This window comes from Rhizobium sp. Root1203 (assembly GCF_001424945.1).
GTDB lineage: Bacteria > Pseudomonadota > Alphaproteobacteria > Rhizobiales > Rhizobiaceae > Rhizobium.
The window spans coordinates 62856-75683 of sequence record NZ_LMCW01000045.1; the positions used below are offsets into that span (position 1 = coordinate 62856).

Genomic DNA, 12828 nt, shown 5'->3' on the forward strand with positions numbered 1-12828 from the left:
GGGTGGGTACCGAACTCAATGAAACGTCGCCACCCAATCCGTAGTGAGATCGGCGGCATCGCTTGAGGCGCACAGGCGGCAAATTATTTACGTGGACAGCAACTAATTCCTCCAACTACCCAATAGAAAAACCCGCGAAAGTTGCCAAGATCGACTTCCAAAAGCAACCGAGTAGGAAACCGGAAATGGCGCGCACGCCGACAAGAAGTATGGTCAACTTGGCTGCAATAGGGGCGGGTGCGACTATAGCGTACTTCGTCATCGTCTCAGTTCTCGCGTGGGCGGGAAATCATTGGCTCGCCACTAATGAAAATACCCAGCCGGTTAAGACGATGGTTGAGAGTACCGGCCTGAATAGTCTGGGAGATTTCTTGTCCGGCTTTTTCGCACCTGCAACGTTCCTTCTTGTCCTGGTGTCCACCTATATCCAAGGATATCTGGGAGAACGCAGCGGCGCTCTGGCGAAGGTAACTGCGAACGCGAACTACAAATTTGCGCTCCACGACAAACGTTTGTCGGTATATCGCGGGCTAAAAGAGATGAGTTGGGAGTTGATGCGAAACGGGACGTTCACCGGAGACGACTTTCCGCGCCTCGGCATACTGTTCGCTGAAGGCCAGTTTGTCTTCGGCGTAGAGGTCAACGACTGGCTGACACAAGTCAAGGAGCAGGGCGACAGGCTTCGTCTCGCAAATTGGCACCGCGATACCCTGAACTCTAGACTATCGGCTACGGGCGAATTGAGCCCGATAGATGTGACACGACTGGATGAGAGCATCGATACAGCAATAGAGATCGATCAGTGGATGTATCTCCATCTTTCCGAAGCAAGGATTGACGAGGTCATGATCCCATACCTGCGCCTCCCCGCAAATATCGACGCCTAGGGGGAGGATATGGCTAGGAAGAATGGCTGGCTGTGGTTCGGCTTTGCTGCGACGTTTTTCTATTTCTTGCTGGTTGGGCTATTCAACCAGTATGAGAGCGACTTAATTCGAGACTTTCCAAAATTGCCATTGAACGAGAAGGGCGACGCCCTGGCTGGCTTCTTCGCCCCGCTGGCGTTCCTCTGGCTGTTTGTAGCAACGATGATCCAGTCGCAAGAACTTGCCGCACAACGTCTGGAGATCGAAGAGAACCGCAAGGTAATGCAGGAGCAGGCGAACGCAGCACAAGACCAAGCATCTTTCCTAAAGGCCCAGACCGACGCGATGGGAGCGCAGACGCTACTGCTTACAAGGCAAGTAGCAATAACCGAACGAACTGCAGAAAGAGGCCACAAACTCGCGTTGTTTGAAAAACGTATCGAGACCTACAATGCGTTGATTTCGTTCGGTGCGCGGGATTGGTCAAGTATGTTATTCTCGGAACCAGACGAAGATCACCTTCTGGAGATAGCGAACAAAGCAGAATTTCTATTCGATGATGAAATAGTCAGTTGGATAAAAAGCATCATGGAAACGATCGACTACATCGGCGTTGAAACCCGGAAGGTCAATCGCGAAGAGCGAAATCGGGAGGTGGGTGGGCCGAGCTACAGAAAGCAAATTAGCGATGAAGATCTGCGAGATATCAAAAACCATCGAGACGACGCGATAGGCTGGTTCTATGAACAGCTGAGCGACTTCGTCCTGAAAAGTAAGCTCGGACACTACCTTACTCTCTACGAGCCGGAGACCCAAGTTTAGAAAAATTACTGTGGATCGACAATTGCGCACCCCTTTGGGTTGAACAAAACGTCCATGGTACAGCTTCCAATTTTGAAATTTCTCAGTAAAGCTCAACAAAACGATATCCACCTTGGGGGTGAGCAATGGCAGGGCGTTCGAAAACAGCGAGTGGAGATGCGCCTGAGAAATCGCCGATAGTCGAAGCGGAGTTGCGTCGTCGACGATCTCAGCGTTCGTTTCCGGCTTCGACTTTCGAAGAACCGCTGGAATTTGCGAAGGCAGTTTTTCGAATTGGTAGCGGCCAGCCAGTCAAGCGCCTCACCTTGTTCGACCAGTTGGGAAAGTCGCCAGAAAGCGGCGGATCGAGACAGTTGATCATAAATTCAAGCCGATACGGTCTCACCCGCGGAGGCGTGCAAGCCGAGAACATCGACCTGACGCCAGAGGGTTTGCGAGTAGTTGATGAGCAGACCAGCGCCAGAGAGCGCGCTATCTTGAGTGCCCAACTAGCGATTTCCAATATCGAGCCGTTTCAAAAACTCTACGACAAATTTGTGGGCAATAAACTTCCGGCTCACGCGGTTCTGATCGACGCAGCTAGGGACGTTGGTATCGAGTCCAACCATGCCGCCGAGGCGGTCGACACTTTTGTTGTCAATTTGCGCTTTGTGGGTCTCCTGAAAACTTTGTCGGGTGCGGAGCGAATTATCTCCCAGGATTTGCTACTCAGCGAACTTCCTAGCAGCCCAATAGGCACGTTGTCGGCGCATAGGGCATTGCCGAATGCTGGAACCAGCATCGTCACCTCGGATCATGCTCAATACCAGAGCACGTGTTTCTACATTGCTCCAAATTGGCGAAGAGCATTCCGAAGCCCGAAAACATTCTGATTTGTTCCTAGGTACCATTATCGAACCGGCACTCGAGCCTTTTCAATTAAAGGTCGTACGTGCCGATGCCATAGACAAACCGGGCGTCATTACGCGCCAAATACTTGAGTATATAATGCGATCGAGGTTGGTGATCGCGGATCTCTCCTTTCACAACCCCAATGTTTTCTATGAACTGGCTCTCCGGCATTCGGTAAAGCTACCAATCGTGCAGATCATTCGCAGTTCTGACAAAATCCCCTTTGATGTCAATCAGATGCGCACGGTAGCGATTGACACCAGCGATATTTACTCATTTGCCCCGAGGATTGACTCATATCGATCAGAAGTCGCGAACCAAGTTAGGCGAGCACTCGAAGCCGATCATATTGTAGACACACCGATATCGGTCTACTTTCCTGACATGAAGGTCACTTTTTAGTCCTCACGTTCCATCCGTTCTTAATCGGGCGGGGTATCGCGTCATCAAGCGCTATCCCTTGGGTAGATCTAAAACGATGACGTCCTTAGTTCCCGACCCGAATCCGCGCCGCCTCCAGCGCAACCGCAGCCCCTTCCCCTTCGACGACCATCCCGCGAACCGGGTCTACTTCTTCCTGCCACCCCTCCCGCGCTGGCCACTGCCCACCCCGCATCAACTCAACCCGCCGCTTCGCTATCGCCAGCCTCCTGCCAAGCGCCATCGCCGCCACCGAGTCCACCGCCGTCGCGGTCCCCGGCATCACCCGCTTTGCCTCGACCTTCCGCAGCAACTTCAGGACCTCCAGCCGCAGCTTCACGTCCTGTCCCTTGTCCTCCGCCACCCCCACGAGGTAATCCCGGGTTATGTCGAAGACCTCCACCGGGGCCTCGTATTCGATGATCGCCCCCGCCGCCTCGACGCACCGGGCCTCCGCGATGTCAGAGGAGAGCATGATGTCCAGGAGTGCCCCGAGGGCGGGGGAAATGATTTCGGCCTCAGCCATGTGTTGGTCTCCGATGATGGTTTGTTACCGTAACTAGGGGCGAAGGCCGATTGATCGGTAACGGGAATTTCTCTTGTTTTTCAATGGTGTTACCGTAGTTACCGTAGTTACCCATCTTTTCTAAGAAATCATTCAAACGGTGTCTTTGGGAAACACGGTGAGAAACGTACGGTAACTACGGTAACGGTAACACGGCCATTCGGTCATTCCCCAGCCATACCAACCTCCCGCACATACCCTTTCACCAGCGCCCCATCGATCCGCATCGCCTTCGGCCCCGTCCAGCCCAGCCGCCGCATGCAATCCGCCAGCCGCACCGTGTCATGTCGGCGTACGAGCTTCGGTTCCATCTTCAGGACCTTCTCGAACACCGTCCCCGCCGTAATACGCAACTCGTCCTCGACCGGCTTCGCGACCTTCGATAACTCGGGTTCCAGCAGTTCGTCCCACAGGTCGCCCGCCACCCTCTCCGCTTGCCGCTTCGCCGCCTCGCCCCACAGGTCCTCCGGGATCGTGATCGGATCAGCCGCCTCCGGTTCTTCCGCCGCCGCCTCCGCCCACAGTTGGTCCCGCACCTCCCGCAGCCCCGCGAGGTCGATCTTCCCCACCGCGACCGGCCAGAACCTCCGGTTCCCCGTCTGGTCCTTCAGGTACTCGGAGTCGTTCGTCGTGCCGATCATGATGCACCGTCTCGGGGCCTCCTCGACCGACCGCTGAAAGGCCCCGCGAGCCCGATCATGCGTCTTCGAGACAAAGGCCTTCACCTTCCGCACCTCGGCACCGCTGAGGCCCGCCAACTCGGGGATCTCGACAATCCACTTGCCCCGCAGCAGCTCCTGTTGCGCCTTGTAGTCCTCCCCCACCAGGATCTCGTCCGAGAAGTACTCCTCGCCCCCCGCCAGCACCTTCAACAGCGTTGACTTGCCCCCGCCCTGCGGCCCCTCCAGCACCATCACGAAATCGAACTTGCAGCCCGGCCTCCGCACCCGCCGCACGCCCGCCACCAGCACCGCCCGGCCAATCGCCCTCGTCAGCCCATCATCCGCCGCCCCGACGTAATCCCGCAGCCACGTGTCGAGCCGCTTCACCCCGTCCCATTTCAGCCCATTGAGATAGTCCTTCACCGGATCGTAGGCATTCTGCATCGCAAGCAGCCGGATCGCGTCTCGGGTGTATTTCGGCTCGGGGTCGAACCCGAGTTCCTCATTCACGAGGTCCCGCACCTTGAGCTCGATGTCATCAAGCGTCTCACCGAGACCCTCCTCGTACCCCTCGATCTCGACCCGTTGCCGGAACAGGTTGAAGCGGAACTTGATCCCGAAACGCTGGATCGCCCGTTTCGCATTGTCGAGGCTCGCCACGATCCCGCTCGGGTTTTTGATCCGCGTGAGTTCGTTGGGGTCCTTAGCGGCCTTCACCGGCACCGCCTGTTCTTTCCCCTGCTTGCGCTTCAGCGCCTCCCAGTGACCGAGCGTGACCACGTTCTTCCCTGCATCATCGGCCATGCCGCACTCCTTCCTCTCTCATCAAGAGCATCTCGACACCGTCGTAAACGGCCTGCCGAGCCAGCGCCCCGCCCTCAACCTCGTCCAGCAGGTCAAGCGCAACAAAGAACCGCTCAACCAACACGTCGAACGAGGGGACCGGCGCGGGCCTCTTCCTCGCCCGCACTCTCTCTAGCGAAACAACATCACCCATCGCGCAGCGCCTCCGTGTCAGCATGTGTAAATTCATACGCCCCGACGTGCCCGATCTCCCGGCTCAGGTCATGGTCGATGAGAACGGGATAGGGCACGGTTAGGCAGAAATGGCTGTCCTCCCCCGTGAAGCTTTCGCGTTTGGCATCCCAGCCGTCGCAGAACCACGGCCTCGACATCGCCCGGAACACGTCCACCTCGATCAGGCAAAAGCCCAAGCCAATGCCCCGCACCCGTTCCAGCCCCTGCTGATCAGTCTCGTAAATCAGTCGGCCTTCCATACCCACCGCCGTAGGCCTCACCGGACGGCGGCGGGTTGGGTAATTTGTTCCGACAAGCGACTCTCCGTGTGCAAGTAATCGCTTTAGGCCGTCACTGGGAAAGGTCATGTCCGAGTCCACAAAGAGAATGTGCGTGGCGTCCTGCGCCATGGCCTCATCGACAATGTGATTGCGGGAGACGGAAAGCAGACTTCCTCTGGGATTGATGAAACCGAAAGTTTCTCCCCTTGCCACCTCATACGCGGCGAGTGCTGCAAGGCAGAACGCCGTGTCTGTCACCATCTCGTCTCGGGTCGGAATGCCCACGACCACACGGTTCATGGCTCACCCCCATCCCGTCGCGCCAATTCCCTCTCGGCCATCACGGCGACCCGGCACACCCCAGCGGGGTCAGGCAAGCCCATCGCCCGAAGCGTCTGCACCGAGCCCACGGCCCGCTCCACGGCAGGCAGGCTGTTGAGTTCCCCCGTCCACAACTCCGGGAACAGCTGGACATACAGCCGGAAGTACTTGGCCGAGCCGGGCCACTCCGCCGCGCTCAAAACGTAGAACGCGGCGATGACGTCGAGGATCTCATCATCCGAAGGGTCCCGCCGCATGCGCGAGACCAGCTGGCGATTGATGTCTTCGGAGTTCTCGCCAAAGGTGAGGCCGAAGATCAGTTCTTGAGTACCGCGCCGACGCATCTTACGCCCCATCCGGCTTCATGGTCGGGCGGAAAATCGAGTCTGCCGCCGTACCGCCCGAGGTAGAGGGGGCCTCGTGTGCCACGCCCTGTCCAAAGGCCCCGGCGTAGGACGTGTCCTTGTACAGTTCGATGACCGAAAGCTCGCGGGCCGAGATCGGCATCTTGTGGCTGGCGTAGTACGAGGCTACCTCGCGATGACCGGCAAGGCCCTTCGCCGTGATGAGGGCAACCGCCTCGGCGTGCTCAGCCGGGAACCGCTTTGCGCCGTAGGCGAAGTTCTCTCCGGCCCGTCGGATTTCTTCGTCCGTCAGCGTTGCCCGCGCCGCCTCGGCATACTTCTGGTTCTTGTTCATCGTTCTTGCTCCATTGGTTTTCGGGGCCGCGCCCCGGTCGTGGTTCAGGCTGCGGTCGTCCGAGCGGTCTCGCATTCGGACACGGAGAAGCCGTAGGGCGAGGACCGCTTTTCGGCCCACTCCATCAGGTCTCCCTTCCGATAAAGAGGCACGCGCCCGAACCGCTTAAATTGAGGCCCAGTGCCTCGGCTCGCCATCGTCGCCAGTGTTGTCGCAACGATGGGATATCCCGCCGCATTCAACAGGGCGGCTGCTTCCGATCTGCGAAGTAGCGTCTCACTATCTGCATCTTGAGTTGAGTTCATGTATGGCTCCATGTAACGCGGTAAGATGTCAAAGTATTTCCCGCATGTGTTTGAATATATTGGGATTTATACATCAAAACAACACGCTTTTTACGTGAATTACTTAGGTGAATTATAGGCATACAAAATAAGGCACTTCAATCAGGACGCGAGTTTACACTGGAGCCAGTCAGGTATTATCTGCCATCAGCGACGATGTTCGTGGTGGGGGCTGGAATGCTGGATATCTTTCAGGGATTGGGTGCACTGGCGGGCGTGGCCAGTTTTATCTTCGTTATTTGGGAGAAGTGGTTCCGCTTCTATCCCTCGGCATTTTTGGTTGCTCATCCGCTCATAGAAGGCGGCGCGGCAAAGAGCCCGTTTCTTCGCGTGCAAAATCGAAGTGATAGACCGATCATTCTAACTTGGGCGGATGGGCCGTCGAGGACCGCATTTCGCATCGGGAAAGATCAAACGACCCGCGCACTCGTTCGGTCGCTGGTGGCAACCGAAACATCAACTCCGGTAGAGGGCCTCGCAGTAAGGGTGTTTCCCGTCTACCGGCCCGAGGGCTTTGACGATCTTGACGCGGAGGCCGTAATTGAGTTGGAGTTCTTGTGGCGCTTCGCTCAGCCTATGATTTACAAACGCGACCGACGGGTACGGATGCAAATTGACAAGCGCTCCGTGCTTACCCTTACAGACTCCGAGGACGGCGACCTCCTGTAGCGCTGCGCTCTTAGTCCAGCTGAGAGTCGGAAGGATGAAAACAGGGACTCATCAACGAACGGCCTCCGGCCTGCTCGGTCATGTTGGGTTCCTTTGAGGTGGGTATGGCTCTGTAATTCAATTGAAAGTATGGCTCACAACTCGATGAAGTATGCGGCGGTGGAGCGCTCGAAGAACTCTTGAGCAGCCCTCCCCGCCCCACAATTTCGGTCACACTACGGTCACAGTGACCGAGGGCAAAGCTTGCAAGACCGCCGCCCGCCCATTATGGTCCCGGCTGTGAAGCGTATGAATTAGCAATAGTTTTTTATGCGCCGCCATCGGATGGGCGTGTAGCTCAGCGGGAGAGCACTACGTTGACATCGTAGGGGTCACAGGTTCAATCCCTGTCACGCCCACCATCCTTTTCAAGGGCTTAGCGGGAAACCGCCGAGCCCTTTGTCGTTTCGCCGCCGGCGAACCTTCGGCCGCGGCTCGTTCCGATTGAAAATCCCCACGTGGCTTCCATTCGCCATCGAGCCTTGCCAGAAGTGAGCCGGCCAACCCGGTGATTCGACCCATTTCGGACACAGAAGAATGGCATGGCACTGCTCATGAGAGGCGCTGCCCGTACGGTGCGCCGCAACTGGATCGCTTGCGAGGTATGAAGGTGAAACTGCTAACTCTGGCAACGGCTTCGCTGTTTGCAACGGCGCTTGCTACGGCCGCCAACGCCGCACCCCAGAATTTCCCCGGCGCGCCGGGCGCGCTGACGCTTGCCGGCAAATGCGCCAAGCTCGTGGTCGGCAAGGTCGATGCGACGAAGGAGTGCCAGGGCGAAATCGCCAGCGTGACGTTGATCAACGGCCAGGTCACCTTCATTTTCACGTCCGGCGGCAAGATGCTCGGCTTCCAGGGCGACGGCACCAAGATCAAGCCGGCGTCCGCCGGCAATGTCAGCCTGCCGCTCAGCCTCATCGTCACCGGCGTCGGCCAGAAGATGACCGGCCAGGTGAAGGTGACGGGATCCTGCACGATGGGCAACCCCTACGGCGGCAAGCCGGTCGCCATCGAATGCACGGCCAAAAGCGCCGACACCGCATTCGCAGGCAATTTCCGCACCAACGGCAAGGCCCCGAAACAGAAGTAGTTTCACCGGCGAAGGAGCCTGCCGTCTATGATGAGCAGACTGGAGACGATCAACGCCATTCCAGCGAATTCGAACGGCTCCAGCCTTTCTCCCAGAAAGACCGCGCCAAGTAGGATGGCACTCACAGGCACCAGAAGCGTCACCAGGGATGCGTTTGTCGCTCCGGCGGAAGCGATGATGTTGAAATAGAGAATGAATGCGAGCGCCGTGGTGAAGACCGCAAGAACACCGACCGCTGCCCAAATTGGCACGCTTGATGTCGCGAGCGCCGCCGGACTGTAAAGAACGAAGACGATTGGCGCCATGATTGCAGTGGAGGCCGTGAGCTGACCGGTTGCCACGACTGATGGCGTGATGTCCTTGAACCGCTTCGCGTAGACGACGCCGAAAGCGTATGAGATGGCGGCACCGGTCACCGCGAGCTTCGCCCAGACCGGGCCGCCAAGATTGGACAGAAGGCCGGGGCCGATCATGATGGCGGCTCCCGAAATTCCGAGCCCTACTCCCACGAGCTTGGTCGCCGACAGCTTCTCATCCGCCGTCAGCAAGTTTGCGACGAGGATCGTCCAGAGAGGTGTCGTTGCATAAAAGATGGAGGCGAGACCGGCGCCGATCTGCGTTTGCCCGGTGAAGATCAGGGAGAACGGAATCACGTTGTTGAGCAGTGCGAGGCACAGGAACGAGCCTGGCCGTGCAAGAGCAGGCGCAAAGGGAACGCCGCGTATCCTCAGCCATAAGTGCAGAACGAATGCGGCAATGGACACACGGTATAGGACGAGGGCGAGCGGTGGAATTTCAGCCACCGCGATACGGGCAAAGAAGAACGAGCCGCCCCACAGAAGGCCGAGAAGCAGCAGTTGCCCCCAGTCGCTTGCCGACATGGACCTTGTCAACGCTGTCGCTCTCAACGGTTTGCCTATGGGATTCTGTGGCCGTCTGGACAGTCTAGCGATGCAGCGTTTCACTTGGGTGGAACGGCGATCCAATGTTCTCAGCCAATCGAAACGAGATTTCTCCTAAATCCACGCAGCTTCGAAACTGCCGCTATCGCTCCCGGTCACGATGCTGCCCGCTGCTGTATGGGTGCGCCTGATCAGGCGCACCACGCGCCGCTGCCCGGCTTGCGTGCGAGGCCTTCGTCGATGAGCTGCACGCCGATCGACCGCCCGTCGCGGGAGATGACACGCGGCGCTCCGGCCTTGCCCGGTTGCCCGGCGGGGTTCATCGCGAAGGATCCGGCATTGAGGATGTTCAAGAGCCGCAGTTTGGCGGCAAATCCGACGCGTCGTTCGCCGTCGCAGCGCGCGTCGTCGATGCCCGGGCTGACGATATCGGCAATGACGATTTTCTCGCCCTTGTACCAGAAGGTGCCGCCATCAGCGACGCAGTTGATGTGTTCTCCCTGCCCGCAGTAGCCGAAGGCCGCCTTTGCGGCCTGCGTCTGCGCCGGCGAGATCGAAACGGGTACGGCCTTTTCAGGCACGACCGGCGCCTTTGCCGGAATAGGCACGGCCGCGGGAGGCACCATGCGCGAGACGGCGGAAATCGAGGCGGTCTGCTTCGGCCCGGCATCGCGCGCCGGCTCGCTTTTTGCGACAGAGACCGCGCGCGCCGCAACAGGCGCGGGCGCATGCGCCGCCAGGATGGGCTTCACGCTCTTCCAGTTGTCGTAGACCGCGATGCCGCCAACGGCGATCGCGCCGATGATGGCCCAGGGCAATGCGCTTCCGCCTCCCCTGCCTTTTGCGCGTGTCGATGATCTGCGGCGGCGTGTCGCTGTCTTGGCCATGTGTCCGAATCCCGTGAGCGCCGGATTATCGCCGCGCAATCCTTTCGGAAAGGTTGGCGAACGACATTTGGTACCAAGCAAGTTTTTGCAGTGTCGGCCGCTATGCGGTCTGCCGCTTCTGGGATGCATCCGAGGAAATGATCGGTTTCCAATCTGCGAGCCCACTCTGTCTCGACTCCGGCCTGAGGGCGGCGGCGTTGAAATGAAAATCGTCCGATCTTTTCGCCCGACCGACCTCGATCCGGCTTTCGGCGGACTGGCGCAGCGCCTGCCACTCGTTCTCGTGTTTCATATAGACGTCCTGCGGCACTAAATCTGTCTTCATGTATCCCTCACCGACATGTTGATAACGCTGACCGCCCCTGTCAGCGGCGGGGCTTTGCAATCGTTCTCTTCTCGTCTACCGCAGGCTCTGGACCGCCGCGCGACAGGTCCGCGCCGCTCACATGGGCGGGGACATGGACATCGTGCAGCACGCCGGGGGGCAACGTCAGGTCGACCTGATGCGGCGGCATTACCTGCGCTTTTTTCATGCGGTTCGGCCGTGCCTTTTTCATTCGGTCCGGCGCTTCGGTGCGTTTGTCGGGAACGTGGGTCGAAGTGTGCATCATCGGCCTCCTTTTTTCAGCTCAACCGAATCGTAACGGCCCGGTGGTTCGATGGTTCCAAAGAAAAGCGCCATGCCACAGACCGCCCAGCCTTGACTGGCAGCGGAAGTTCACTACCTTTGCCTCATCCGTCGGCCTCAGACATCGGCTGACGGGCAACCTGGTGCCGGGCCCCTCTGGCGAGAGTTTTTACGGCGCTCTCGTGATGTCGGTACCGCCTGCAAATGAGCCGGCGGATTTTCTTCTATGAAAAAACACACCATGCCTCACGCGCATGCCCGTTGTGGTATGTCGCGTTTCTCCTGCGTATCCCTTTATCCCGAGAGTGTTCCTGGCTGCGGGGTGCGGCCATGAACCAGACCTCCACCCAGAAATCCTCGCTCAGCTATTTCCGCTGGGCATTCATCGTCACCGTCCTCGGCCTGATCCTGGGTGCTGCCCTCGGCTGGCAGACCACCGGAACGATCGGCGGCATGGCGACGGTCTTCTTCGTCTGTACGGTCCTTGCCGTGCTGGAGATTTCGCTCTCCTTCGACAACGCCATCGTCAATGCAAACAAGCTCAAGGAAATGACGCCGGTTTGGCAGCATCGGTTTCTGACCTGGGGCATCGTCATCGCCGTCTTCGGCATGCGCATCGTCTTCCCGCTGGCGATCGTCGCGATCGCGGCAAAGATCGGCCCCTGGGAGGCCCTTGTGCTTGCGGCGCGCGAACCGGCCGAATACGCCCGCATCATGAACGACGCGCATCTCCCGATCGCCGCCTTTGGCGGCACCTTCCTGATGATGGTCGGCCTCAACTACTTCTTCAATCACGAGAAAGACGTCCACTGGATCGCCGGGCTGGAAAAGCTGATGGCGCGCTCCGCCACGATCAAGGGCATTGAGATAGCGCTCGTACTGGCCCTCGTGCTGGTCTTCTCGTCCTTCCTTGAGGCAGAGGAAGCCACCACCTTCGTCCACTGCGCCATCTACGGCCTGCTGACCTTCCTCGCTGTCGAGGTTGTCGGCGGTCTGCTCGATGCCTCGCAGCAGACGATGAGCGCCGCCGCCAAGGGCGGTCTCGGCGCCTTCATCTATCTCGAAGTGCTGGACGCCAGCTTCTCCTTCGACGGCGTCATCGGCGCCTTCGCGTTGACGCAGAACCTCTTCGTCATCGCCATCGGTCTCGGCATCGGCGCCATGTACGTGCGCTCGATGACGATCATGCTGGTGGAAAAGGGAACGCTTGCCGAATACCGCTATCTCGAGCACGGCGCCTTCTATGCCATCCTGATCCTTTCGGTGATCATGTATGTCCAGACGATGGTGCACATCCCCGAGGTCATCACCGGCCTTGGCGGCGCCACGCTGATCGGCATCTCGCTCTGGTCCTCCATCCGTCACAACCGGAAGGAACAGGCAGAGGAGCATGCCGCGGCACGCGAGCAGCTGCAGTCCTGACGCAGCTGAAGCCGCAGCACCCGCTGCGGCTCGCCTCCGGCAAAAATAAAGCCCGCGACCATCCGGTTGCGGGCTGTTTCGTCGCTGCTGATCTGTCGGAGCGCCTGTTCGGGCAGGAGCGTTACAGGTTGATCTTGCCGAACATGTTCGGATCGATGCCGAGTTCGCGCAGATCGCGATGCTTCGGACGGCGTCCGGATTCGATGGTGGCGCTGACGGCATTGGCAGCACCGATCATCGCAAAGGCGCGACCAAGGAAGCCGTCGCGGATAGCCTGACGGAAGGACATTTCTTTCTCTCTTG

18 protein-coding genes and 1 tRNA gene are annotated in these 12828 nt (G+C 58.7%); 7 read left to right on the plus strand and 12 right to left on the minus strand.

The genetic code is table 11. The features are described from left to right. Window positions 1-185: 185 nt before the first annotated feature. The 3 genes from ASC97_RS26780 to ASC97_RS34800 all read left to right on the plus strand — a co-directional run bounded on the left by ASC97_RS26780 (window position 186) and on the right by ASC97_RS34800 (window position 2560). Entirely contained in the window at window positions 186-887 is a 702-nt protein-coding gene (locus ASC97_RS26780; RefSeq protein ID WP_057471376.1) for a hypothetical protein, read from the plus strand. Window positions 888-896: 9 nt separating this feature from the next. After that, entirely contained in the window at window positions 897-1688 is a 792-nt protein-coding gene (locus tag ASC97_RS26785; RefSeq protein ID WP_057471377.1) for a hypothetical protein, read from the plus strand. Window positions 1689-1813: 125 nt separating this feature from the next. Beyond that, window positions 1814-2560, plus strand: coding sequence for a hypothetical protein (locus ASC97_RS34800; RefSeq protein ID WP_200959552.1), 747 nt, complete (start codon window positions 1814-1816; stop codon window positions 2558-2560). Between the two features lie 506 nt (window positions 2561-3066). Here the strand turns inward: ASC97_RS34800 and ASC97_RS26795 are convergent. The 7 genes from ASC97_RS26795 to ASC97_RS26825 form a co-directional block, all read right to left on the minus strand. Then, a complete protein-coding gene (locus tag ASC97_RS26795) occupies window positions 3067-3525 on the minus strand; it encodes a hypothetical protein (RefSeq protein WP_156390477.1) in 459 nt (152 codons plus the stop codon). A 203-nt stretch (window positions 3526-3728) separates the two neighbouring features. Then, window positions 3729-5030, minus strand: coding sequence for a virulence-associated E family protein (locus tag ASC97_RS35980; RefSeq protein ID WP_057471378.1), 1302 nt, complete (start codon window positions 5028-5030; stop codon window positions 3729-3731). Beyond that, window positions 5020-5223, minus strand: coding sequence for a hypothetical protein (locus ASC97_RS26805; RefSeq protein ID WP_057471379.1), 204 nt, complete (start codon window positions 5221-5223; stop codon window positions 5020-5022). Before ASC97_RS26805 ends, ASC97_RS35980 begins: the two co-directional genes overlap by 11 nt. Continuing rightward, the gene (locus tag ASC97_RS26810) at window positions 5216-5824 is read right to left on the minus strand and encodes a hypothetical protein (RefSeq protein WP_057471380.1); all 609 of its coding nucleotides are present in this window, start codon (window positions 5822-5824) and stop codon (window positions 5216-5218) included. The genes ASC97_RS26805 and ASC97_RS26810 overlap by 8 nt, the downstream gene beginning before the upstream one ends. Continuing rightward, window positions 5821-6201: a hypothetical protein gene (locus ASC97_RS26815; protein ID WP_057471381.1), complete on the minus strand. Its 381-nt coding sequence runs from the start codon at window positions 6199-6201 to the stop codon at window positions 5821-5823. The genes ASC97_RS26810 and ASC97_RS26815 overlap by 4 nt, the downstream gene beginning before the upstream one ends. Continuing rightward, on the minus strand, window positions 6191-6544 hold the full coding sequence (locus ASC97_RS26820; RefSeq protein WP_057471382.1) for a hypothetical protein: 354 nt from the start codon (window positions 6542-6544) through the stop codon (window positions 6191-6193). The genes ASC97_RS26815 and ASC97_RS26820 overlap by 11 nt, the downstream gene beginning before the upstream one ends. A gap of 44 nt (window positions 6545-6588) precedes the next feature. Further along, window positions 6589-6849, minus strand: coding sequence for a helix-turn-helix transcriptional regulator (locus ASC97_RS26825; RefSeq protein WP_156390478.1), 261 nt, complete (start codon window positions 6847-6849; stop codon window positions 6589-6591). Between the two features lie 216 nt (window positions 6850-7065). Here ASC97_RS26825 and ASC97_RS26830 point away from each other — a divergent pair, with 216 nt between their 5' ends. The 3 genes from ASC97_RS26830 to ASC97_RS26840 all read left to right on the plus strand — a co-directional run bounded on the left by ASC97_RS26830 (window position 7066) and on the right by ASC97_RS26840 (window position 8686). Next, a complete protein-coding gene (locus ASC97_RS26830; RefSeq protein WP_156390479.1) occupies window positions 7066-7557 on the plus strand; it encodes a hypothetical protein in 492 nt (163 codons plus the stop codon). Between the two features lie 326 nt (window positions 7558-7883). Further along, window positions 7884-7958 (plus strand) — tRNA-Val (locus tag ASC97_RS26835). 242 nt (window positions 7959-8200) lie between these two features. After that, entirely contained in the window at window positions 8201-8686 is a 486-nt protein-coding gene (locus ASC97_RS26840) for a hypothetical protein (RefSeq protein WP_443216783.1), read from the plus strand. 2 nt (window positions 8687-8688) lie between these two features. On the opposite strand, the gene ASC97_RS26845 is transcribed toward ASC97_RS26840, so the two are convergent. The 4 genes from ASC97_RS26845 to ASC97_RS26860 all read right to left on the minus strand — a co-directional run bounded on the left by ASC97_RS26845 (window position 8689) and on the right by ASC97_RS26860 (window position 11086). Beyond that, on the minus strand, window positions 8689-9567 hold the full coding sequence (locus ASC97_RS26845; RefSeq protein WP_057471385.1) for a DMT family transporter: 879 nt from the start codon (window positions 9565-9567) through the stop codon (window positions 8689-8691). Window positions 9568-9779: 212 nt separating this feature from the next. After that, window positions 9780-10475 (minus strand): hypothetical protein, encoded by a 696-nt coding sequence (locus ASC97_RS26850; RefSeq protein ID WP_057471551.1) that lies wholly within the window; start codon window positions 10473-10475, stop codon window positions 9780-9782. 100 nt (window positions 10476-10575) lie between these two features. Further along, window positions 10576-10800 (minus strand): hypothetical protein, encoded by a 225-nt coding sequence (locus tag ASC97_RS26855; protein ID WP_057471386.1) that lies wholly within the window; start codon window positions 10798-10800, stop codon window positions 10576-10578. A 40-nt stretch (window positions 10801-10840) separates the two neighbouring features. After that, window positions 10841-11086, minus strand: a complete 246-nt coding sequence (locus ASC97_RS26860) for a hypothetical protein (RefSeq protein ID WP_200959553.1) — start codon at window positions 11084-11086, stop codon at window positions 10841-10843. 347 nt (window positions 11087-11433) lie between these two features. On the opposite strand from ASC97_RS26860, the gene ASC97_RS26865 reads away from it, so the two are divergent. Further along, the gene (locus ASC97_RS26865; protein WP_057471387.1) at window positions 11434-12525 is read left to right on the plus strand and encodes a DUF475 domain-containing protein; all 1092 of its coding nucleotides are present in this window, start codon (window positions 11434-11436) and stop codon (window positions 12523-12525) included. Window positions 12526-12646: 121 nt separating this feature from the next. Here ASC97_RS26865 and ASC97_RS34805 read toward each other — a convergent pair whose 3' ends face one another. Then, window positions 12647-12814 (minus strand): hypothetical protein, encoded by a 168-nt coding sequence (locus ASC97_RS34805; RefSeq protein WP_200959554.1) that lies wholly within the window; start codon window positions 12812-12814, stop codon window positions 12647-12649. Window positions 12815-12828 lie beyond the last annotated feature (14 nt).

Excerpts from the sequence above, each read along its gene's own strand:
- ASC97_RS26780 (WP_057471376.1), top strand. The coding sequence starts at position 186 with ATGGCGCGCACGCCGACAAGAAGTATGGTCAACTTGGCTGCAATAGGG.
- ASC97_RS26785 (WP_057471377.1), top strand. The coding sequence starts at position 897 with ATGGCTAGGAAGAATGGCTGGCTGTGGTTCGGCTTTGCTGCGACGTTT.
- ASC97_RS34800 (WP_200959552.1), top strand. The coding sequence starts at position 1,814 with ATGGCAGGGCGTTCGAAAACAGCGAGTGGAGATGCGCCTGAGAAATCG.
- ASC97_RS26795 (WP_156390477.1), bottom strand. The coding sequence starts at position 3,525 with ATGGCTGAGGCCGAAATCATTTCCCCCGCCCTCGGGGCACTCCTGGAC.
- ASC97_RS35980 (WP_057471378.1), bottom strand. The coding sequence starts at position 5,030 with ATGGCCGATGATGCAGGGAAGAACGTGGTCACGCTCGGTCACTGGGAG.
- ASC97_RS26805 (WP_057471379.1), bottom strand. The coding sequence starts at position 5,223 with ATGGGTGATGTTGTTTCGCTAGAGAGAGTGCGGGCGAGGAAGAGGCCC.
- ASC97_RS26810 (WP_057471380.1), bottom strand. The coding sequence starts at position 5,824 with ATGAACCGTGTGGTCGTGGGCATTCCGACCCGAGACGAGATGGTGACA.
- ASC97_RS26815 (WP_057471381.1), bottom strand. The coding sequence starts at position 6,201 with ATGGGGCGTAAGATGCGTCGGCGCGGTACTCAAGAACTGATCTTCGGC.
- ASC97_RS26820 (WP_057471382.1), bottom strand. The coding sequence starts at position 6,544 with ATGAACAAGAACCAGAAGTATGCCGAGGCGGCGCGGGCAACGCTGACG.
- ASC97_RS26825 (WP_156390478.1), bottom strand. The coding sequence starts at position 6,849 with ATGAACTCAACTCAAGATGCAGATAGTGAGACGCTACTTCGCAGATCG.
- ASC97_RS26830 (WP_156390479.1), top strand. The coding sequence starts at position 7,066 with ATGCTGGATATCTTTCAGGGATTGGGTGCACTGGCGGGCGTGGCCAGT.
- ASC97_RS26840 (WP_443216783.1), top strand. The coding sequence starts at position 8,201 with ATGAAGGTGAAACTGCTAACTCTGGCAACGGCTTCGCTGTTTGCAACG.
- ASC97_RS26845 (WP_057471385.1), bottom strand. The coding sequence starts at position 9,567 with ATGTCGGCAAGCGACTGGGGGCAACTGCTGCTTCTCGGCCTTCTGTGG.
- ASC97_RS26850 (WP_057471551.1), bottom strand. The coding sequence starts at position 10,475 with ATGGCCAAGACAGCGACACGCCGCCGCAGATCATCGACACGCGCAAAA.
- ASC97_RS26855 (WP_057471386.1), bottom strand. The coding sequence starts at position 10,800 with ATGAAGACAGATTTAGTGCCGCAGGACGTCTATATGAAACACGAGAAC.
- ASC97_RS26860 (WP_200959553.1), bottom strand. The coding sequence starts at position 11,086 with ATGATGCACACTTCGACCCACGTTCCCGACAAACGCACCGAAGCGCCG.
- ASC97_RS26865 (WP_057471387.1), top strand. The coding sequence starts at position 11,434 with ATGAACCAGACCTCCACCCAGAAATCCTCGCTCAGCTATTTCCGCTGG.
- ASC97_RS34805 (WP_200959554.1), bottom strand. The coding sequence starts at position 12,814 with ATGTCCTTCCGTCAGGCTATCCGCGACGGCTTCCTTGGTCGCGCCTTT.